This is a genomic window from Enterococcus sp. AZ163, assembly GCF_050498925.1.
GTDB lineage: Bacteria > Bacillota > Bacilli > Lactobacillales > Enterococcaceae > Enterococcus_A > Enterococcus_A ferrettii.
On sequence record NZ_JBIPAO010000001.1, the window covers coordinates 2,365,988 to 2,388,194 of the forward strand.

The 22,207-nt window shown below is 33.4% G+C and carries 22 protein-coding genes and 1 pseudogene; 11 read left to right on the plus strand and 12 right to left on the minus strand.

Annotated features, from left to right (window positions below):
- Positions 1-104: 104 nt before the first annotated feature.
- Positions 105-1,055 carry a zinc-binding dehydrogenase gene (locus tag IGI46_RS11250; RefSeq protein ID WP_429973460.1) on the plus strand — a complete coding sequence of 317 codons (951 nt, stop codon included), beginning with the start codon at positions 105-107 and terminating at the stop codon, positions 1,053-1,055.
- Between the two features lie 458 nt (positions 1,056-1,513).
- Here IGI46_RS11250 and IGI46_RS11255 read toward each other — a convergent pair whose 3' ends face one another.
- Positions 1,514-1,972 carry a hypothetical protein gene (locus IGI46_RS11255; protein WP_429973461.1) on the minus strand — a complete coding sequence of 153 codons (459 nt, stop codon included), beginning with the start codon at positions 1,970-1,972 and terminating at the stop codon, positions 1,514-1,516.
- On the minus strand, positions 1,960-2,856 hold the full coding sequence (locus tag IGI46_RS11260) for a GntP family permease (RefSeq protein ID WP_429973462.1): 897 nt from the start codon (positions 2,854-2,856) through the stop codon (positions 1,960-1,962). Before IGI46_RS11260 ends, IGI46_RS11255 begins: the two co-directional genes overlap by 13 nt.
- Before the next feature lie 109 nt (positions 2,857-2,965).
- Here IGI46_RS11260 and IGI46_RS11265 point away from each other — a divergent pair, with 109 nt between their 5' ends.
- Both IGI46_RS11265 and IGI46_RS11270 read left to right on the plus strand, forming a co-directional pair.
- Entirely contained in the window at positions 2,966-3,235 is a 270-nt protein-coding gene (locus IGI46_RS11265) for a helix-turn-helix domain-containing protein (RefSeq protein WP_429973463.1), read from the plus strand.
- Positions 3,236-3,994, plus strand: a complete 759-nt coding sequence (locus IGI46_RS11270) for a LytR/AlgR family response regulator transcription factor (RefSeq protein WP_429973464.1) — start codon at positions 3,236-3,238, stop codon at positions 3,992-3,994.
- Positions 3,995-4,015: 21 nt separating this feature from the next.
- On the opposite strand, the gene IGI46_RS11275 is transcribed toward IGI46_RS11270, so the two are convergent.
- Complete coding sequence (locus tag IGI46_RS11275) at positions 4,016-4,159, minus strand: cyclic lactone autoinducer peptide (RefSeq protein ID WP_429973465.1); 144 nt, start codon at positions 4,157-4,159, stop codon at positions 4,016-4,018.
- On the minus strand, positions 4,125-4,676 hold the full coding sequence (locus tag IGI46_RS11280) for an accessory gene regulator B family protein (RefSeq protein ID WP_429973466.1): 552 nt from the start codon (positions 4,674-4,676) through the stop codon (positions 4,125-4,127). The genes IGI46_RS11275 and IGI46_RS11280 overlap by 35 nt, the downstream gene beginning before the upstream one ends.
- A gap of 151 nt (positions 4,677-4,827) precedes the next feature.
- On the opposite strand from IGI46_RS11280, the gene IGI46_RS11285 reads away from it, so the two are divergent.
- Positions 4,828-6,102 carry a sensor histidine kinase gene (locus IGI46_RS11285; protein ID WP_429973467.1) on the plus strand — a complete coding sequence of 425 codons (1,275 nt, stop codon included), beginning with the start codon at positions 4,828-4,830 and terminating at the stop codon, positions 6,100-6,102.
- A 62-nt stretch (positions 6,103-6,164) separates the two neighbouring features.
- Positions 6,165-7,040: a LysR family transcriptional regulator gene (locus tag IGI46_RS11290; RefSeq protein WP_429973468.1), complete on the plus strand. Its 876-nt coding sequence runs from the start codon at positions 6,165-6,167 to the stop codon at positions 7,038-7,040.
- A gap of 748 nt (positions 7,041-7,788) precedes the next feature.
- Here IGI46_RS11290 and rfbA read toward each other — a convergent pair.
- The 5 genes and pseudogenes from rfbA to IGI46_RS11315 all read right to left on the minus strand — a co-directional run bounded on the left by rfbA (position 7,789) and on the right by IGI46_RS11315 (position 13,925).
- A complete protein-coding gene (gene rfbA, locus IGI46_RS11295) occupies positions 7,789-8,649 on the minus strand; it encodes a glucose-1-phosphate thymidylyltransferase RfbA (protein ID WP_429973469.1) in 861 nt (286 codons plus the stop codon).
- Positions 8,650-8,663: 14 nt separating this feature from the next.
- A pseudogene (gene rfbB, locus IGI46_RS11300) lies at positions 8,664-9,668 on the minus strand (dTDP-glucose 4,6-dehydratase).
- Positions 9,665-11,845 carry a prenyltransferase/squalene oxidase repeat-containing protein gene (locus IGI46_RS11305; protein ID WP_429973470.1) on the minus strand — a complete coding sequence of 727 codons (2,181 nt, stop codon included), beginning with the start codon at positions 11,843-11,845 and terminating at the stop codon, positions 9,665-9,667. Before IGI46_RS11305 ends, rfbB begins: the two are co-directional and overlap by 4 nt.
- Positions 11,845-13,068 carry a glycosyltransferase gene (locus tag IGI46_RS11310; protein WP_429973471.1) on the minus strand — a complete coding sequence of 408 codons (1,224 nt, stop codon included), beginning with the start codon at positions 13,066-13,068 and terminating at the stop codon, positions 11,845-11,847. The genes IGI46_RS11305 and IGI46_RS11310 overlap by 1 nt, the downstream gene beginning before the upstream one ends.
- Positions 13,069-13,079: 11 nt before the next feature.
- Positions 13,080-13,925, minus strand: a complete 846-nt coding sequence (locus IGI46_RS11315) for a DapH/DapD/GlmU-related protein (protein WP_429973472.1) — start codon at positions 13,923-13,925, stop codon at positions 13,080-13,082.
- 149 nt (positions 13,926-14,074) lie between these two features.
- Here IGI46_RS11315 and IGI46_RS11320 point away from each other — a divergent pair, with 149 nt between their 5' ends.
- The 6 genes from IGI46_RS11320 (at position 14,075) to IGI46_RS11345 (ending at position 17,748) form a co-directional block, all read left to right on the plus strand.
- The gene (locus tag IGI46_RS11320; RefSeq protein ID WP_429963247.1) at positions 14,075-14,371 is read left to right on the plus strand and encodes an ArsR/SmtB family transcription factor; all 297 of its coding nucleotides are present in this window, start codon (positions 14,075-14,077) and stop codon (positions 14,369-14,371) included.
- A 116-nt stretch (positions 14,372-14,487) separates the two neighbouring features.
- Positions 14,488-15,672, plus strand: a complete 1,185-nt coding sequence (locus IGI46_RS11325) for an MFS transporter (RefSeq protein WP_429973473.1) — start codon at positions 14,488-14,490, stop codon at positions 15,670-15,672.
- Between the two features lies 1 nt (position 15,673).
- Positions 15,674-16,399 (plus strand): nitroreductase family protein, encoded by a 726-nt coding sequence (locus IGI46_RS11330; protein WP_429973474.1) that lies wholly within the window; start codon positions 15,674-15,676, stop codon positions 16,397-16,399.
- 163 nt (positions 16,400-16,562) lie between these two features.
- Positions 16,563-17,039, plus strand: a complete 477-nt coding sequence (locus tag IGI46_RS11335) for a hypothetical protein (protein ID WP_429973475.1) — start codon at positions 16,563-16,565, stop codon at positions 17,037-17,039.
- Position 17,040: 1 nt separating this feature from the next.
- On the plus strand, positions 17,041-17,481 hold the full coding sequence (locus tag IGI46_RS11340) for a sigma-70 family RNA polymerase sigma factor (RefSeq protein WP_429973476.1): 441 nt from the start codon (positions 17,041-17,043) through the stop codon (positions 17,479-17,481).
- Positions 17,482-17,547: 66 nt separating this feature from the next.
- On the plus strand, positions 17,548-17,748 hold the full coding sequence (locus IGI46_RS11345) for a helix-turn-helix domain-containing protein (protein ID WP_429973477.1): 201 nt from the start codon (positions 17,548-17,550) through the stop codon (positions 17,746-17,748).
- A gap of 1,156 nt (positions 17,749-18,904) precedes the next feature.
- On the opposite strand, the gene arsC is transcribed toward IGI46_RS11345, so the two are convergent.
- The 3 genes from arsC to arsA form a co-directional block, all read right to left on the minus strand.
- Positions 18,905-19,312 (minus strand): arsenate reductase (thioredoxin), encoded by a 408-nt coding sequence (gene arsC / locus IGI46_RS11350; protein ID WP_429973478.1) that lies wholly within the window; start codon positions 19,310-19,312, stop codon positions 18,905-18,907.
- Positions 19,309-20,394 (minus strand): ACR3 family arsenite efflux transporter, encoded by a 1,086-nt coding sequence (gene arsB, locus IGI46_RS11355; RefSeq protein ID WP_429973479.1) that lies wholly within the window; start codon positions 20,392-20,394, stop codon positions 19,309-19,311. Before arsB ends, arsC begins: the two co-directional genes overlap by 4 nt.
- A 63-nt stretch (positions 20,395-20,457) precedes the next feature.
- On the minus strand, positions 20,458-22,182 hold the full coding sequence (gene arsA, locus IGI46_RS11360) for an arsenical pump-driving ATPase (protein WP_429973480.1): 1,725 nt from the start codon (positions 22,180-22,182) through the stop codon (positions 20,458-20,460).
- Positions 22,183-22,207: the final 25 nt, after the last annotated feature.

Below are 22,207 nucleotides of genomic sequence, written 5' to 3' on the forward strand. Positions count from 1 at the left end.
AACATTATCATTAGTCGCTTAATAATTTTCCTTCATTAACAATTTGACATGTAAAATAATTTTGAGATAATAAGGCAATTAGTTTTAGATTAGGAGGCAATGTGATGAAAGCTCTATACTTTGAAAATTTTGGTGATTCTAGTGTTCTGACTTATGGTGAGCTTCCAGCACCAATAATAGGTGACGATGATTTGTTAGTTAAGATGACCTTAATTGGCTTGAACTACGCTGACATCTATCGTAGAAAAGGAGAATACCACATTGAAAAGCACTTACCATATATCAATGGTTATGAAGGCGTTGGAACCATTATTGCTTGCGGTTCAAATGTAAAACAATTTAGAAAAGGTGATGACATCCTATTTGTTGATGTTCCCTTTGCTAATGCAGAACAAGTTTTGGTTCCAGTGGAAAATGCAATCAAAATTCCAGCCGGATTAGACAAAAAATTAGTCGCCAGCATTGGATTGCAAGGATTAACAGCTGATTTTCTAGCCCATGATCTGGGAAAAAATCAGCCAGGTGAAAATGTATTTGTTCATGGCATCAGCGGAGGTGTCGGTCAAATTCTATCTCAAATATTATCAGCAGACGGTATAAATGTTTACGGTGCTACTTCGACAGTTGAAAAGCAGCAGTTAGCGTTGGCACAAGGTGCAGAAAAAGTGTTTTTGCGAAATTCTGAATGGGAAAAGGAGTATACCAGCTTTTTCGATACTGTATATGACGGTATTGGTAGTACCCTAGCTGACAGTATTTCTTTTATAAAAAATCGTGGAAAGGTAGTCTTTTTCGGGATGGCAGGTGGTAATCCACCAGAAATTGACTTCATAAGATTGCTCTCTCAGTCAAAAAGTATTTTGACTGGTGATTTATGGGATTACTTAACCAGTTCAAATGAACGAGAATTTAGAAGTAAGCGCCTATTCAGTTATTTCCAAGACGGAAAAATCCAAATCAGTGAACCAACTGTATTCCCACTAGCTCAAGGAAAGAAGGCCCATGATTTTCTGGAGTCTGGAAAAAGCATGGGCAAGATTCTCTTGGAACCGTAAGTTCATTATAAAGATTAAGGCGTTTCGTACTCTGAGAGTTGAACGAGCGTTACTTCAAATGTGTCTTTATATAAGCAAATGTACACTGCCTGATAGTAAATTCTGTTTCTATGGAGAATTACTTTCTACCAAGTGTATTTTTCTTAAGATGTAGTATTATGTTTTACAAATACTGGGTTGATAAAAATAAAATCTATTAAAAAGTAATTCAAAAAAACTGATACTATTATCAAATTTTAGATATTTTTAGAAAATAAGGAGCCACTCAAAACGTTATTATATCGGCGCTTTGAGTGGCTCTTTTCTATTTCTGTTTGAATATACTTCTCTGTGCTGTAACACTATCATATATACTTCAACCTTTTACGTAAACTTACTAAGTATTTCTCTTATATGAGAAATGAACGTTCCTCATATTTAGCGTGGAATTAGTGTTGAGAAGATACAAATCAAATTAGTTAGGTAAGAAAATATATCAGCAAAGCAGTTAATAGACCCACAAGATTCACTAAAGTGAACCCAAGGACGATATTTTTATAACCAGTTTTGTAATTAAGATCTGTTGAAGAGAGCATTGTTAAAACAACACCGGAATGAGGCATATTTGCGAGAATTGAAGAGCTCATAGCTACAATCCTATGAATTAATTCGGATGAAAGTCCTGAATTTACAAATGTTCCACTAAATGATTGTAATACAATCCCCTCCGCCCCAGATGCAGATCTGGTCACTCCGCCAAAAATTATTGTGACTAGTGACAGCTTAAGAATTGATGGGAGGTTACTTGAAAAGAGAAAATCCGAAATTTGACTGAACCCTGATGTATGAGTAATAATTATCCCAAAAGCTACTGTTGAAGCAGTTAACAGTATAGGATTTAATGAGTCGGATGCTCCAGAATTAATTACTTCACGCAAGTTGGATATCTTTTTTTAAATAGTAGTACAGATAGTATGATAGCTGATATTAGACCGATAACTAAGATATTATTTACCTTAAAAATACTTCCAAAGATAATTATGGTTAATAAGAATAGTAATGGACTGATAGATAATACAAAACTTGGTAAAGAGGAATCCATCAAATTTAATGCAGTATTTGTTTCACGATCTATATTTTTCAGATTATTAATTGTTTGTCTATCCAAGGAATACTTCATGAATAGTATAGACACTATGATAGAAACAACTGATGAAGTTATCCCTATTAATGGTGAGGCTGTTAGACTAGTCTCAAGATAATTTGCTGGTATGACATTTTGAATCGAGGGGGTACCAGGGAGCATAGTCATCGTAAAAGTGGCTCCTCCTAAAATAATAGGTAATGGAACAATTTCCCAAGGAATATTTAGATGTTTGAAGATGGGTCTTGCTAAAGGTGTGATTACAAAGACTATTACAAATAGGCTTATTCCACCTAATGTAAAAACGACACTAATCAAGTAAATAGCTAACAAAGCAGATAGTTTATTTCTAGTTCCAATAAGCTTAATAATTCTATTTGCGATTGACTTAGCAGCACCACTCTTATCAATCAGTTTTGCAAGGATCGCTCCTAATAAAAATATCGGGAAAAAATCTGCGACAAACGATGACAAAGAAAACATATATGAATTATCCTTACCGATTAGTTGATTTAGACTGCTGCCTAAATCATAACCACTAAAGATTAATGCAATAAAGGCAGAAATTGGTGCAGCAACAAGAATACTTACCCTTTTAATTGCTAATAAAATAATTAGTATCATCGAGATTACTATTCCGATTATTCCTAAATCGAGCATAAAAACTCCTTCTTTCATGATTGAAATATTTTCTTGCAATTTTCATTAATCATTTTTCAGGACTATGTGTCCTAAAAAGCCTTGTCATTAGTAAATTGCTGTAAAATTTACTACGAGGTGGGAAGGGATGAGACTAAAAGACTTAAGAGAAAGTTATGATAAAACTCAAAAAGAAATTGCTGGTATTTTGCACTGTGATCAATCGCTCTATTCAAAATACGAGAGAAATGAAAGAGAAGTTCCTTTGTGGGTACTAACAAATTTATCTTTTTACTACGATACAAGCTTAGATTATATTGTCGGTCTTACAGATACTCCAGATTACTATCCAAGAAATAAGAAAAGCATGGATACAAAGACTCAATTTATTAAAGAAATAAAAAATAGGATTTCATAGATGATAAAAATTGGGGTTTGCGACGACGATTTAAAAATTATAGAAGAAATCCATGCCATTCTGTCATCGCTAGCAGTTAGCCATAATCTAGATTTTAAATTATATTTCTTTGAGACCGGAGAATCATTATTAGCATTTTATAAGACTAATCATTTAGACATTTTGTTATTAGACATAGAGTTAGATGGAGCTGATGGAATGGATATCGCTTCATGCATTAGAAATTCTTTTCAGGATCAAATTGTTAAAATTATATTCGTATCAAGTCACAGCGACTATGTTTTCAAATCTTTTGATGTATCTGCATTCCACTTCCTAGTAAAACCTATAAACCATAAAAAACTTGTAGACTTGATTATGAAATTATATGAAAAGCTGACACGAGTGAATAAAGATGATTTAATTGTTTTTAAGTTAAAGTCTACTAGTGAAAAACAAATCGTTAGAAAAGGTCAAATAATTTCCTTGGAATTAGTTGATTCTCCCAAAAGATGGATTGTTTTAAAAACAATCGATCATACATATGATGTTACCGGGAGGCTTACTTCATATTGGGAAGAATTAGTGAACAATGATTTTTTTAAGATTTATCGATCAATTATCATAAATTTAAATTATCTGAATAAGATATCAAACGATAAAGTGATAATGGAAGGCGGAGACGAATTCCCATTATCTAGGAAATATAAGAAAGAGTTAACTGAAAAATATTCAAAGTTCATGATAAACACCTATAGTAAAAAAAGAGATTTGGAATGACATTCCGCTTCTCTTTTTTTGCTATTTAAAAAATTTGAGTTTGTCTAAATCTTCGGGCTTTTTAGGCTCATGTACGAAAACTAGGCATCTTGTGTTAGCGCCTAGAATAGCTACTACTGATAACGCTGAGCTAAGAAGTTTTGCGAATTGCATTTTCTTTTTCATTTTTTTCACCTACCTTTTTGAATAACAAGTCTGCTAGTGCTGTCAAAAAGCAGCTAACTATTAAGTAATATCCTAATTGGATATTTACTAATACCATTAAAATGGATGCAATTACCAAAATTGAGAATGACAAGTTTTTCAATATATGGTCGCTTTTCATTGTATAGAGAAATACTGATACAATAAGTAAAAGAACTATCATAAATATTGACCGTTGCTTCAAATTGAGAACTAAAAGTAGACCCATTACGAAAGCAAAATTCGATATACAAAAACAGCTTTTAAAATTGGATGCGTGACCTCCTCCAAAAAAATTACGCACTGTAACTAAAGTTGATATGAATAGTAAACCTGACTCTAGTTGATGAAAAACTAAACTTAAGCACACGAAACTAATTAAAACAATAAAACTTTCTAGAAATAGAGTAATAGAGTATTCAAGTATTTCCTTCGAGTTTTTAAAAGAAGGATCATACTTTAGAATAAAGTGTGATATCCTTTTTACTAACTTATCCATCAAATTACATCCTTCACTTACCAAACATTTAAACTATCAATGAACGTATATTAGCACGTTTCGATAATTAAATATTTACTTTGTTCTAAGAGGTATTTTTTTGGTTCTAAAGTGCTTAGTGCTAAAATTTATAAAAAAGGATGGGAATAAAATGAATGGCTTACACTACGAAACTCTAGTATCAATAACATCGTCAATCATAGAAAATGTAATAATTTCTCAATACTTTGTTGCAGTAATGAGAAAAAATTCTATAGTGAGGCACTTAAATTATTTAGTGTGGGTAATTAACTTTTTATTATTGTTCACTTCTACTCAATTCATATTTTCACCATTTGTGAGAATTGTAATTACGGCTGTAGTATTACTACTATACTCGTTTCAGTACGAAGAAAAAGTTGCAGTTAAAATGCTATTGATATTTGCGTACATTTCTCTTGCCGCAATTGCAGAAGAATTGGCGGCATCTACAATTGCTTTGCTACCATCATCTCCTATTTCCTATAATTATGTAGACAGATTTTTATCAATTTTATTAGCTTCTATTTTCCTAATACTACTTATTGAGTTACTCTCAACGTTCGTGTTCAAAATGCAAAAGATTTTCTATTTTGAGAGTAAGATATATTATATCTTAACTCCGCTCTTTTCGATCACTCTAACCGTAATGTTCTTTTTTGATTTACATACCTCTGAATACAAGATTATGGCACTGATCCTGTTAGCCGGAATGAATTTCTGCTTTTTTATGATGATCAAAGCAAATGTAGTTACCGTAGAGACAAAAAATCAATTGGCCAATAGGGAATTGGAGTTAATGTATCAACGGAATATCGCAAAAAAAAATGTTGAGCAATTCAAGGATGTCAGGAAGAAAACTCACGATACGAATAAACATTTAATTCTAATCAAAGCACTGTTAGAAGATGGTCAAAATGATAAAGCCATTCAGCATTTAGCTGAATATCTAGAAATGGTTAATTCCTCAATTTCAAAAATAGTGACGGGACATGTAGGAATTGATTCAATGTTGGATTACTGCCATGATTTAGCAGATAGACATAATATCAAGCTTTTCATTGATGCAAATATTGAGAACAAGGAATTCAAAATAGACGACATTGATATAACTGTCTTGATGGGAAATATTATTGATAATGCGGTTGAGGCAAATTTGAGATTGTTAGCTAATGAAAGAAGGAAAGTAGAGCTAAAGGTTGTAACTAACCATAAACATCTATATGTTCAATCAAATAATCCAATTCAGGGCGAAGTAAATGTTAATAGGACATCAAAAAGTAATAAGAATAACCATGGATATGGGATAGCTGCCATCAAACAAATTGTTGAAAAATATGATGGTGTTATCAATATTGACACTACAGATAAAGAATTCTCGTTAATGGTCATTCTGCCATATAAATAAAATAACAGTTGCATTTTCTAAGATATGTGCTAATATAAACAATCAATTAGGAGGACAGAGAAATGAACATTGACTGGTATAGAACATTTATCGTTCTTGCCAAGCATTTAAACTATCGAAAAGCTTCAGAAGAAGTTTTTATTTCTCCTCCATCAATTTTTACACAAATCAAGCATATTGAAAATGAACTAGACGTTAAACTATTTGAGAAAAAAGGTAGAAATATAATTTTGACGACAGAAGGTGAACGATTTTTGCCTTTAGCAGTAAATGCTGTAGAGACATTCGAGAACAGTGTCAATGTGATGAATCAAATTAAGACAAAAAAAATTATCATTTTAAAAGTTGGAGTATCTGAGTATATTGCCGATTATCTGTTACCAAGAATTCTTACTGATTTTATGGCTTCAAATCCAAATATTGATCTTAGATTAACTACAGTTAGCGATGAATACATGCAGGAATTGTTACTAAATAAAAAATGTGATGTTATGATCGGAAGAAGTAGTTTAGTATTTGAAGGAGTCAAAAATCTGATCATTGATAAAAGTGATATACGATTGATTGTTCCAATAAGTTCTTATGATTCTGAGAAAGATGAACGAGATTATTTTGCAAAACATCAAATCATACTAGAAAACTGTTCTCCTCCAAACAAAATATTAAAGCAAAGAATTATGAAGATTTGCAGTACAAATGAATTTAAAATCATCGATAATGTGAAGATAGTAAAAAATCTTATAGCTGTTGGAAGCGCGGTAGGCTATTTACCAATCAGTGTTCTTAATAGCTCAAATATGAGGCAAATGAGGATTATAGAACCAAAAACTATTATTCCACCATTGTCCTACTCTTATGTTTCTTATCTTGAAGAAACAGTACCAGTGAATATGTTTTTGAAATTCCTATTAGATTTTGAATTTAAGAAAATAGTATAGCTTGAAGAGAACAAGTATGGAGTTGGAAGCTTTTTTAACAACAACATCAACAATAATGCTGAATGATTGCACACTTGTCTATGATGAGGTTTATGATCGTTCGGCTATTTTGTTTGATGGGGTATATTTCCATAATTCTTTCTAAGCGCATTTTTAAAATCCTCTTCTATAACAGTTGTTGCCGTTGTTTGGTTTCTTGTGTGAGCTTATAAATATGGATGCTAGAAAGGGGAGGTTGAAAAGTTATTAGCATGAAGCTTCTAAAAGTGTTTTTTTATATTCAGCCAAGATAAATCCTGGTGATTTATTTAAGTTCTTAATTTGCTTACCTCTAAGAAATAACGATTGAATAACAAATAAGCTTGGTGCTTTTGTTAATTATGGATTCACTAACAAAAATTCGTTCCATAGGGGAGCAAAGTGATTATGTAAAAGCTATTCAAAGGAATTTCAGTTATAAAGTTGATGGTAAATTGATGAGATACATTATTCCTTATCAAAAAAGAAGAAATACAGCAAGACTTGGATGCACTTGGAATAAATCAAGGTAATATTTATCCAGATATAGAAAAAAGAGTTGCATATATAAAGGAGAAATACAAAGAGTTTCTATACCACATTTAAAATGTCGTAATTACACAAATAGAATAGCCAGAAAACCCTTTTGTTCTAGGATTTTCTAGCTATTCTAGCTTTCTAAATTTTTGAGAATTGTCATTCTTAAGATAGTCACTTCATTTTGTCTTATTTAGATTAAGTTTTCAACGTATTGTTTGTAGTCACTATTTGGCAAAAGTTCTACATAATTTATCATGTCTTCCTTACGAATATAATTATGATTTAAAGCAATTTCTTCAAGACAAGCTATCTTATAGCCCTGCCTTTTTTCTACGATTTCTACATATTCTGAAGCAGAGTATAAGCTTTGGGTGGTTCCTGTGTCAAACCAAACACTACCACGTCCAAACCTTTTAACTTTGAGTTCGCCTTTACTAAGATAATAATTATTAATGTCAGTAATCTCCAATTCACCTCGATCAGAAGGTTTAATGCTTTTGGCAATTTCAGAGACTTTAGAATCATAAAAATAGATACCTGGAACAGCATAGTTAGTTCGTGGCTTAAGTGGCTTCTCTTCGATACTAATTGCTTTGTTTTTGTCATCGAATTCAACAATGCCATATCGGCTGGGATCGGCTACCGGGTAAGCAAAAATATATGCTCCAGATCTAAGATTGATACAATCATTTATTTTTTTACCAAGATTTGGAGAATGGAAAATATTATCTCCTAATAGTAGACATACATTTTCACCATTAATAAACTCTTCACCGATAATGAAAGCTTCAGCGATTCCATTTGGATGTTTTTGAACTTTGAATTGAATATTTAGTCCGATATGTTCACCATTACCAATAATTTTCTTGTATAGATTTAAATCACTTTCATTACATATTATAAGAATATCTCTTATTCCACCTAACATAAACACAGAAAGTGGATAATAAATCATTGGTTTGTCATAAACCGGTAGTAAATGCTTGTTGATAGCAATTGTATTCGGATATAGTCTACTTCCAGTTCCACCAGCTAATAAAATTCCTTTCATAAATTATTCCCCTTTTAATTTGAATATTTTTTTAGATAATAGTCTATGGTAGTGGTCAGTCCATCAGATAGGGTCGATTTTGGCTTCCAACCTAGAAGTCTCTCAATTTTGGAATAATCAATAGCATATCTGAAGTCATGACCTTTTCTATCTTCTACAAAGGTAATCAAAGATTTATAGTAATCTAATGAATCACTGGTTTTACTAGAAAGAATTTCCAAAACATGTTCAATCAGATTCAAATTACTTATGTCTTTAGAGCCACCAATGTTATAAGTCTCTCCTATGCATTGTGAACTATGAACAATTTTCCAAATTGCTTCACAATGGTCTTCAACAAATAACCAATCTCTAAAATTCATTCCATTTCCATAGACGGGAATTTGCCTTCCAGAGAGTGCACTCCTAATAATAGTTGGGATTAGTTTTTCGTCATGCTGGTATTTCCCATAATTGTTACTACAATTAGAAATGCTTGTAGGCAGCCCAAATGTTTTATTATAGGCCCTAACTAGATGATCACTTGATGCTTTAGAAGCAGAGTAGGGACTATTAGGTGCGAATTATGTCAGCTCAGTAAAGGCTCCCTTTGTACCTAAGCTTCCAAAAACTTCATCAGTACTAATATGATGGAATCTTTTTTGATCATAGGTTTTCCAACTAGCATATGCTGCTTGTAGCAAGTTAAAAGTCCCAATAATATTTGAATAAATAAATTTTTCTGGATTTTTAATACTTTGATCTACATGAGATTCAGCAGCAAAATTGATTACTACGTCTGGATGAATTTCAGAAAACAAATGATTTACTTGTTCCTTATCGGATATATCCAATTGGATGAATGTATAATTTTCGTAGTTGCTTACTATGATGTTATTATTATTTGCGGCGTAGGTTAAGGCATCTACATTGAAAAATTGAATATCTCGATGATTTGGTACCATCAAATTTAAAAAATTTGATCCGATGAAACCTGATCCTCCTGTTATTAGATACTTCATCTTTTCTTCTCTTGTCATGTGATAATCGCCACCCAGTAAGGATTTATTTTTCTTTCTAACATATATGATGCATGGATTGCGATAAAGCCCTCATCTGTGGTATCAGAAGGTGCACCAATAGCACGTGAAAATCCTCCATCAGGAGATTGATGGTCAGCTATCCATTTTTTTGCAGATTCAACATTTTTTGGTAGTTCACCTAATAAGTATAGAGCACCAATAGCGTGATAAGATCCAACAAAACTGACTGTTTTATTTTCTTGATAGTAAAAACCACCGCTATTATCCTGTAAATTCTGCAGCCATGTGGTTGTTTTCTTCTTATCAGGGATGTCTACACCAAGAACCAAGAGACTATCAATCGCCCTGAATGTTGAAAATGTTTCTGAAATACCGTTGGGAACAACACCAAATCCACCATCACTATTTTGTGCATTTAATAAATATTGAATTAATTGTTCCTTATCATTCGGATGTGCATCAAGAACATGCAGGATCAAAGTACCAAAATTTGTGTGCCAGATGTCGCTAGGATAACCTGGTGCATTCCCAAACCCACCATCAGGATTTTGACAGCTTCTAACAAAATTAACACATTTTTCGACGTCATAAGTACTATCGCCTAAGATATATTCGGTGAAAACAACACAATAAGTTGTAAATAGTTCAGATAAAAGTGATGCTTGTTCAGCAAATCCGCCATCGTCATTTTGTGAAGAATTCAATATCACTTTTAATTCAGTCGAATTTGGAATACTTTCACCAAGTAATGTCATATCCGCCACAACATGAAGGGCCGAAAAATTTTGAGGACTTCTATCCGATTTAAAACCTAATGGGGATCGATAAGCAGTTAAGCCGTAAGCATATCCCGATTCAGTTTTTTTCGACCATTCTATATATTTTTTCTTATCAAAATAATTATCTGATAATTGATCTGAGACAATATAATCCATTTTGGTCTCAAAATTGGTTGGCAAGTAATCTATTTCTCGCAGATTTATTCGATCTTCATATACTTCCTCATCAAAAGCTAACATGGCTAAAAATTGTAGTGACGCTGTTTTTTCATGAAGGGGAAGGTAATTTGTATTTCCTACAGAAAATGACCCTATGGTGAAAGCAGGGACCATTGTATGTCTAGCTAATGGAACAGTAGGATTTGTAGGAGTAGAGAACCAGTTGCCTTGCCCAAGAGCTATTCCCCCATTTTTCTGATCAAAAAAATTCATTAACTGATATGAAACATCATATTCTATAGATTTTAGTTTGGACTTATTTTGATCTCGGTTAATTATTTTTAAAGCAATCAGAAAAACAGAATGGCTTGTCATGGATTTGATCGGAAATGGAGATTCATCATAACTATAATAGGTTGGTGTTGTATCTACTGAAACTATCCCATTAACATTTGCTTTATCCCAAAATCCTCCTGTGAAGGGATGTCGAAAATTTTGATCGATATAATCAATATTAGAATCAATTATGGAATCAATATCTTTTAGCAAGTCAAATTTCTTCAAAGAATTTAGTGCAATAATTAGTAGAGATATGTCTAATAATTTTTTTCCTCTAGAAATTAGAGGAGAACCACTATCATTCAAGGAGGAAAAAGCGCCTTGATTTTCATCGAAAAATTTGGTTAATAAGTCGATACTTTGTTTTAAATATTTTTGATTATTGATTAAGTCTAGAGTAATAATTATTAACGAGATATCTGTAAGTTTCTTTTCTTCATTCATGACTATTTCCCAATCGCGAGAAAATCTTGATGGACCATTAAAAGAAAAATATTTAGAAACAATTGAATTGATTGATGATTCAGATTGATTTAAGAGCTCTTCCTTGCTTAAAACTTTTGCCGCTTCGAATATACCTAGTTGAACCAAAATTTGTGTGAAGGTAGTTCTCACTTTACCGGCATCATAAGGCAAAGAAACAGTATCAATAATCTCATCAAAGCCTAAAGTTTTGGAATGTTTGAATAGTTCTAGATCGTATAATAGCTTACTAAGCATATCTTTATTTTGAGTTTTTGAGAAGGCTAAAAGACCTAATCCAATGTCTACTAACGTTTTATCTTCCGTGACAATATCATTTTTTGATTGATTAATCGCAGCATGGAATCCTCCGTAGTTTTGATCATAGAAGTTTTCTCTAGTAAACATTTCCAAACTATCAATAATTTTAGTCATTAAACTGTCACCTCATTTTCTATCAAGTTGTTAATTAACCCTATTGCTTTATCAATTCCATCTTCGGAAGGGCACAATGCTTCATAGCCTAAAAAAAGATTATCTTTATCGTTTTGTAGTATCTCAAGAATGAGGTTGCTGAATTTATTTGTGTTGTATCCAGAAAAAACAGGCAATCCGAGCTGCTCCAATCTTCGATATGCCTCGACCTCATGATACTCCATGAAGTTTGGAAGATAGAAGACTGTTGGAACGTGAAGATAAGCTACTTCCGTTACAGTAATCCAACCAGGATGCGAGACAAGAAGATTACTATTTTCAATTAATGTTTTCCAATTTGGAAGATAAGGTAAATAAACAATCCCACTATCTCTTTTAGGCTGTTCACTAGTTCCTAATAGAACTAGTTGTAAATTTGGAATAAACGTTTTTAGTCTCTTAAAAGTATCGATATAAACCTCAAGATTTTTGAATTTGTCTTCTTCCAACATAGTTGTATTGCTGACAGTGCCAACAATATACGGATCATTTCTATTGATAAGTAAAGACTCAAACTCTATTGCTTCTGTATCTTCTCTCTCTACATACATGGAGCCAACAAAATGCACTTTGTCATTATTCGATAGTTGAACATCACTTTTGAAAGTTTCCAAAAAGACTTTGTCCGTAATAACTAAATCTGTGTTTTCAATCAGCCACGAGAAAAGTCTGTTTAAATCATTCTGTGCGGCAGTAATTTCGGGAATATCTACGTCAAATCCTCCGGAAATCAAATCATTTATCTCAACATCAACTAATGTGAAGTTATGTCTTTCAGTTACAAAGACCGATTTAGTATTTGTTGTTATTCCGGCGATAGAGGCGTTAATGTTGTAGTCACTGATTAATAAATCAGGCTCGATTGTATTGATTAAATCAACATACTTTAAGATTTTATCACCATTGAAAAAGGTAGGAATAAAATAATTAGTAATCATAGTTTTCCAGTTAAGAGTCCTACTCAAGTGGGATTTGTTTGAATAATCTATAATACCTGTAGGATTCAAATCGATAACTTCTATTCCTGCTTTTTCAAAAAGTTCTGTAAACACATCTTGACGTGATCCTAGCAAAATTTTGATTTCCAAACTATCGTTGGTTTGTTTAAGCTTTTTACCAATAGCAAGTAATCTCATGTTGTGACCTGTTCCTGTAGGATTTGGGGCTAAAAGTACTTTCCTCATAATTTGTCCTCCTATACATTTTTTAAAATAAAGTTGTTGCTACTGATAAATGAATTATCAGAAATTGAAACTCCACCTAAAATTAAGCAATTATCATCAATAACTACATTACTTCCGATTTTGACTGGTTGATAAATCATAGGAAGTGATTGTTGTGAATAATCATGACTGTTAGAAACGATGTGTACATTGTTCCCAATCTGACTATTGTTCCCAACAATGATTCTTCCGGCTCCCTCAAAGATGCAGCCATTAGAAATAGACACGTTATTCCCCAATTGAATATAACCACCGGTTGATTCATCCCCGATTAGTATATTATTAAAACCAATTTGATAATCATGCTCACAAATTATATGAGCAGATATGGAATTCCCATTTTTATCAGCAGAAAGATATTCGCCAAGAACTTGTTTCGCTAGATTGGACTTTAGAGCTGATCTGAAATCTGGAACAGAATCTTTAATATACATCCTTGTTTTTTTTACTAATAACCCTGTGCCATATGCAATTGTATCTGGTGGTATATCTTCTTTTACAACCGAATTAGCTCCGATAACCGAGCCTCTACCAATTGTTACTCCATCAGCGATTGAAACGTTAGCTCCTATCCAACAAAAATCCTCTATTTTAGTAGTTTTTAGTCCACCTCCAATTTTAGATTTAGAAGCAATTTGGACATAGTTCCCAATATTAGAGTTATTAACTTTGCATCTGAAACCAATGAAAACATCATCTCCGATAAAAGAGTTGTTGATGGTTGTACCTGTTCTAATCCAAATAAAGTTTCCTAAACTTGAATTGTCAATACGTACATTCTTGTCCAAGAGAATTTGTTTACTCAACTTCTTATCCATGTATTGTCACCTCGTTTCTATATTTCTAAAGTAATAGAAGTATCAAAATTATTCCATTATACGATATTGAACAGTATCGTTAGAAAAAAACGAATGAACAAATATTGTTTATTCTTGCAAAGCGAGCCATTTAGTACTATGATAGTTTCATGAATATAAAACAATCGCAACAGCAAGAAGATGAAATCAGAGTGAAAATCTTAAAAGCTTTAGCTGAACCTGCTAGATTAGAGATCATCAGGTTACTAAAAAATAGTGACAAAGAAGTTGGTTGTGGAGAGGTTGGTGAAAATATTAAACTAAGTAAATCAACTGTTTCTTATCACTTTAAAGCTCTTAGAGAGGCCGGATTAACGTCAACTAGAAAAGAATCTAGAGAAAAATTCGTCACCTTAAATAAAGATACCTTTGATAAATATCTTCCTGGATTCCTAGATTCTTTATAGAATCTGGGTTTCTTTCTATACGATATATTCATAATTATAGAACAATCGAACTGTTATCATCTAAATTTCGATAGTTTCACAACAATAAAACAAATTTATGTTAGGAGTTGCTTTTTATGAAAAAGTATTCAATCATTTTTTTCCTTGTCATGTTTCTTATTGGAACAGATACTTTCTTAGTATCACCGCTTTTACCAACGCTTTCAGAACTATATGGAATTTCTTCAAGTATTTCTGGATGGATGGTAAGTGCATATGCTTTAGGATATGCGCTGTTTGCTTTGATAAGCGGGCCATTCTCAGACGGAAGAGATCGAAAGAAAGTAATGATTTTTGGATTTATCGGATTTGCATTAGCTACTTTTTTATGTGGATTCGCAACAAGTTTTCAACTAATGATATTATTTAGATTTTTAGCTGGTGTTAGTGCTTCTTTTGTAACCCCACAAGTTTGGGCATCAATACCTGTTATTGCTCCAAAAGAAAAAATTGTGAAAATGATGGGTATGGCTAGTGCTGGGCTTGCAGTTTCTCAATTAATTGGAGTGCCTATCGGTAGTTATCTAGCTGTGATATCTTGGAGAGCACCATTTTTTGCTATTTCAATTGTTTCACTAGTTATGGTACTTGTGGTGAGTATACTTTTGCCTTCTCTAAATATTCAGAGTCAAATTGATCATAATGTCACAATTGGAAAAATATATGGGGCATTGCTAAAAAACAGATTGGCATTAAAATACTTATTTGCTTATTTAGTATTCCAAACAGGAAATTTTTGTATGATGACATTCATCGGTTCTTGGCTGACCAGAGACTTTTATTTGAGTGTATCTGGAGTTGGTACAGCAATGATAGCAATAGGAGCAGGTAATTTATTCGGTACATTGTTTGGTAACAAACTTATAGCTAAATGGGGGCTTTCAAAGTCACTGTTGATTGGAATAATATTACTTTGCGTATTATACTTTGCTACTCCGTTTTCAAGCTCGTTATATGTAGCAGAAGTATTACTTACTCTGGCTTTTATAGTTAATGGTTTTATCTTCCCAATTTTTATGACTACTTTACAAAGTACTACAACTACCGCAAGGAGTACTGTATCGTCATTGTCTAATGCAGCCATGTATACCGGTACTACAATTGGTGGAATTGTTGGTGGAATTCTGTTCACGAGGTTCACCGGGTTTTTTGGGATAGCTTTTTTCACTATTCTTACTTATTTAATCGTATTAATAATTTACAAATCAAGTGGAATATTTAATCAAAAAGAAAAAGATATTAAAGAAAGAGGAACAAACTAGAATGAATCAAGTAACTGATACAATGCTAAATCACGTAACGCATAGAATATTTGATAAAAATTTTGAGATTGATGATAGAACAATACAGACAATTATTGATTGTTTGAAAAAAGCTCCAACACATATTAACGGTCAATTTTATAGTGTAATAGTAGTAAGAGATTTAGAAAAAAGGAAAAGACTTGTTGAACTTAATCCATTAAATGGACATATACTGAAGTCATCTGTATTTTTACTCTTTATTGCGGATTTTAACCGGTCTAGAATTATTATGGAATCCAATGATATCCAACATGATTTTGGAAAAAATATTGACAACTTGTTTGTGGCAGGAATTGATGCAGGATTAGCTGCGATGAATGCCGTAAATACCATTGAAAGCTTAGAACTTGGCTGCGTAATTGTTGGTGGAGTAAGGTATCATGCAAAAGAAACAATTCAACTTTTTAACTTGCCTAAATTTACCTATCCACTATTCGGATTATCAATTGGTAAGCCTCTGGATAACCCAACTAAAAGTCCAAGACTACCTAAAGCGTTAAATGTGTTTGAAGAAAATTATAATACTATTCCATCTGATTTTTTTAATGATTACGATCAATTATTAATCGATAGTAAGGTGACTCAAGGGTCAATTTGGAGTGAGTCTATTTTCAACTATTTTGAGAATGATACACTTAAAACTGTTACTAAAGAAAACTTAGAAGCACAAGGTTTGTTGAGCTGATTAAAAGGAATGAAGTTTGATATAGCAGGAATCCGACTTTATTGTCTATATATTAAGAAAAGTGATGATTCTATGAATTGTCACTTTTTTTGCGTTTTAGGTTTCATTTTTTTATTCCAAAGGATGCTTACTTATAAACGGTAATAAAGAGGAGTGAATCTTTTTGGAAATTGAGGAAGAAAAACGATTAATTTATGGATTAATGAAGCAACTAATCGAAGAGAGGAGGGAAATTAGCAAAGCTTACTTTGAATTGAAGGAGCATCTAAATTCTCTTAATGAGCAAGAATCAACGATTCTAAATGCTCAAAAAAATTTGAAACATGACTTGATAGAAAAAGCTAAAGAACAGCATTCTGAAATCAGAAGACAATATGCTTTACCAATACCTACTACTAGAAAACGGAAAAGCTATCCATTCGAGAGAGTAGCAGGTTATGTAATTGAAATATTGAGAAAAGAAGGGATTCCTCTTAGCAGTAAAGTGATTCATGAGAAACTGCAAAGTGATTATGAGGTCTATATAGGTTACGCAAACTTAACAAATAATATTTTAAGGAAAATGATTGATCTTGATAAGTATTCTATCGAAAAAGCAATAAGAGGTTTCTATCAGTATCGAAGAAGAGGTATTGAATGATATGCAAAATGAGAAGAAAATCACCTATGAATTTATAAGTTATATCAATCAAGCAATGATCCATGAAAAGATAAAATACATTCAAAAATCGGACAAAAAAAGATATGCTAGAAATGGTATTAAGGTCATTAATGATGAAACCCTAATCCAGGACCTTGTTTATTCAGATGAAAACCAAAGAGATTTTTCACCAATTTACAATACCGATTCTTTAGAGGAAAAACATGATTATGAGAATCTTGAAGATTATATTTCAGACGAAGATTTAGCAGCTGCCATTGAAAAATTGACAAGTAAAGAAAAATTGATTCTATTCATGAAGTATGTCGAAGGTAAAAAGGACACCGTAATTTCAAAAGAATTCGGAATATCAAGCCAAGCAGTATCAAAAAGAAAACGTGGAATCTTAAAAAAACTCAAGCTACAGGTCAGAAAAGAATAGCTGCAATCGCCATTAACATAAGAGCTCCTCCAAGTTAGTAAAAAAACTAACAATGGAGGAGATGAAATGGATAATTTTACAAGTTTAGTTCCTCTCATCCTTCGTGCACAAGAAGGAGATGAGGAGGCAATGTCTGAATTGATTGCTACTTTTGATAATCTACTAAAAAAATTGTCACGTAACGATAATGGATCTATTGATGAAGATTGTTATCAAACTTTAGCAGAAAGATTTATCAAAGCAGTAAAAAAATTCGATGGTAATTAAGTTTCATTAATGAGCAAGTGATTCTTGAAAGGTACAATCAACAGTTGTACCTTTCAAGGATATAAATTGTAAAATATCCATTTCATACGAATAAAACAGAACAGAATTGAGATTCGATTATGTCCATAAGTTGTGGAGCAAAATACAAACAATCGTAGAATAATTCTGTTCATAAATTTTGTGATAGGGAAGACAATAAAAAAACAGTATTGGCAAACTATCACCAATACTGTTGCTTAGCCTTCAATAACAGAACACACTAAATAAGCATGTACTTTTACCTATTTTCACAAATTATGGAAATTCAAGAAAAAAGCTAGAAATTTCCCGTGAAATTGAGTAAAATGTTTATTGTCAATGGTTCACATTGACTAAGGGCAACTTGATTGGTCAGGGATGTGACTTAATCAGGGCTTGGATGATTAGTTGGCGCTAATCTTCCAAGTGCCTTTTTATTTTCTTCTCTATCATATGAATACTATTTTAAATAAAATATCAATGATAGTCAAATAGATTTTCGTAAAACAGCGGTAAATTGATAACGTTTTATGGAAAATCAGAACCCTTTAAAAATATGAAGGAAACTCCTTGACATGGAGTACAGTTCAGCATTTATACTCAAAGTTATACACCAAAAGAGCTATTAAATGAAACTGGTAGGAGCATATTACGTTTAGTAATCTAGATGATTAACAACATAAACAAGGATGATCATCAATCAGATACTTTTTTTATCAAGTAACTATATGTTGCTTGATTTTTTACTTGAAGACTGATTGATGGATGCTTAGAGAATCGTTCCATCTTCACGAAATATTTATTGAAAATAGTAATACTACCATTCCATGTTTAGTAATTTAGTTTCAACTTGACATTATTCATATAGCCTTAGCAAGCTTTTGGTGAAATCTAAATTATGGCTAATTCTAATCTATTTTGTGCTTTAATTTAAGGGTGGATTTTCTGCTTTTTATACGCGGATACACACATACTTTGTCTTTGAAAATGTTCTGTAAGCATTCGTGTTAATCTCTAAAATTTTATCAATCATACTATCTAATTTCATCTATATGTCAGGAAAAGCTCGTTGATCACGCAAAAAAATAAAAGATGCCAACACTACAGGCTAATGCTAATGACATCTTTTTGGGTAAAACTATTTTTTTATGGCTAGAATGTTTCTTTTTATCAAGTCTCTTGTTTTTCTAAATTCCGCTAAAATTTCTTCCTCGGTTCCAGTTGCTTTAGCAGGATCTTGTAAGTTCCAGTGAAAGTGTTCTCTTCCTTTGGGGATTAGAGGACATTTATCCTTTGCATCACCACAAAGAGTAACGATTAAATCAGCCTTGCTAAAGTAGCTCATATCAAGTAAATCAGAAGTCTGATTAGAAATATCAATTCCATCTTCAGCCATTACTTTCACAGCTCGAGGATTTAAGCCATGGGTTTCAATCCCGGCACTTCTAATTTCAAATTGATTTTTTGGCAAGAGTTTATGAGCATAGCCTTCTGCTATTTGGCTGCGACAAGAGTTTCCAGTACAAAGAAAATAGATTTTTTTCACGCTTGATTCCCTCCGATTCGTGCTGCTTCTTCAATTTCGCCAGGAAACCAATGCTTCGTGTTATTAGCAATCTTTACTAACAGCAACATCACTGGTACTTCTACCAAAACACCAACAACAGTGGCTAATGTCGCACCCGACTGCAAACCAAATAGAGAAATCGCAACCGCTACAGCCAACTCAAAGAAATTACTTGCACCAATCATTCCAGCTGGTGAAGCAATCGAATGAGGGAGCTTCCAGATTCGAGCCCAACTATAAGCGATAGTAAAAATGAGTAGTGTTTGAATCGTCAATGGAATAGCGATTAACAAAATGTGAAGTGGATTAGCTAGTATTTTTTCTCCTTGGAAAGAAAAAATGATAATCAGTGTCAGTAATAAACCAATAATCGTTACTGAATCAAACTTTTTCAAAAAGACCGTTTCAAAATAGACTTGCCCTTTGCTTTTAATAATTAAGGAACGTGTTAAGAAACCTAAGAATAGCGGCACAACTACGAAAAGAACTGTTGATAGCAGTAACGTCGCCATAGGAACCACGACATTGTCAACGCCTAAAAGGAAGGCAACGATCGGCGCGAATAGGACTAGAATAATCAGATCGTTAACAGCCACTTGAACAAGGGTATAGGCAGCATCTCCTTTGGTGAGGTGACTCCAAACAAAAACCATAGCGGTACAAGGTGCTGCACCGAGAATAACTGCTCCAGCTACATACTCTTTTGCTAAATCTAGTGGTATCCAACTTTTAAATACCACATAAAAGAAAAATGCAGCAATCGTGTACATGGTAAATGGCTTGATTAACCAGTTTGTCACACAAGTTACAATTAAGCCTTTTGGCTTTTTCGATACATTAACAATACTACTAAAGTCTATTTTCAACATCATAGGAAAGATCATTAACCAAATTAAAATAGCAGTCGGAATTGAAACGTTATAGTATTCAAATTGACTTAAAGTATTCGGGATAGCCGGCAAAAATTTACCAATAAGTATTCCTAATGCCATACAAATAATTACCCATAGGGTCAGGTATTTTTCAAAGATACCTAATCCTTTTTTTTCTTCGTTTTCCATTTGAAACCTCCACAATTGTCCAAATCCATACATAGACGATTATCTATGTATGGATCAAAATTTTTATGCCCCAACAGGACTAAAATCTGCTTGCCATTCTTCCACAGCGAAATGGCCATTAGATAGCTCCGCAACTTTTTCAATCCACTCTAACTCATTGAAGGAACGAGCCTTTAATACGTCATTTTGCGTATCAGCTGCATACATACTTTGGTTAACCAGCCACCAGGTATGAGAAATTTTTGCCCGGTCTAAATCTTCATCTAAGCGCATGGATTCATAAACCGGTGTCGTTTCAGGTAGAGTAACCATCAACACTTCGGTATCATCAGAATTTTGCAGGCGCGGCAAGAGTTTTTGAATCGAAACTGGTACCTCACCAGAGCTTCTTTCCACTTCCCGAGCATAGCTTTGAGTCGAATCCAACAACAGTAAAGTATGACCGGTCGGTGCCGTATCAATCACGACAATCGCATCATCAGACTTGTCAACAATTTCCGCAAAAGCCCGAAATACTGCGATTTCTTGAGTACAAGGAGAGCGCAAATCTTCTTCCACGTAGGCTACATCATCGTCGTTCATCGTTGCTCGTGCTTTTGACAGAACCTCTTCTTTGTAATCAGCCAATTCCTTTTCTTCATCAATATGACTAACCGAAATAGGCAGGTCTCCTGCGATAAACAGATTCAAGTGATCAGCTGGATCTGTGGTTGCCAGATGAACTTTTTTACCAGCTTGAGCTAATTTTTTAGCAATTTTGATAGCAACCGTCGTTTTGCCAACGCCGCCTTTGCCCATGGTAAAAATGATCTTTTTGTTTGTGCGGATAAATTCTTCAACTACCTTATCCAAATGTGGAAAATCAGTCACTTCTTTTGTCTGTTCCTCAAGGGCTAGCTGCTGATCCTTCAATAAAATTTGCAGCTTATCAATCCCCGTCACATTATACGGACGAAGCGGAATGTAAAATGTTTCAAAATCTTTCAAAGGTTCCGGAATATTCTCTAAATCATGTGTCTGTTCTTGATAGATAAGTTGAGAAATTTCGTCATCATGGACTTCCAGCAACCCATTCACAACTAATTTTTGATTTTGAATCCCTAATTTTCTTAGTTCCTCTGAAGCACGCTCGGCTTCAATCAGTGGTGCTTTTTGTGGGCGAGTGACTAGAATTAAGGTTGTTTGTTCAGCGTTCGTTAACGTTTCTACTGCTTTTTCGTACATATCTTTCTTATCGCCCAGTCCGGATAACTGACCAAGACAAGAAACACCCGTTGTATTTTCATCCAGGTAATTATTCCAAGCAGAAGGTAACTGCAGCATGCGCAAGGTGTGACCAGTTGGTGCGGTATCAAAAATGACATAGTCAAACTGATTGGCAACTTCAGGATCAGTCAAAAAATTGGCAAATTCGTTAAAGGCCGCAATTTCTACCGTACAGGAACCAGATAGCTGCTCTTCCATGTTCGCTAACGCGCTGTCTGGAAGTATTCCCCGGTAAGGACCAACGATACTTTCTTTGTATTCTGCCGCAGCCGTAATCGGATCAAAGTTAGCTACTTGAAGATTGTCGATTCCTTCAATCGGAGTGGGTTTGTTCGTTAAGGTGGTTTGAAAAACGTCCTGCAAATTAGAAGCCGGATCAGTACTTACCAGCATAACTTTTTTATTGTCTTGTGCTAAAGAAGTGGCAGTGGCACACGCAGTCGTTGTTTTACCCACACCGCCTTTTCCGGTAAAGAACAAATATTTGGTTAATCCCATGCGTTCGGGAAGGTATTGGATCATTTTGTTTCCTCCTTGTATAAATCTT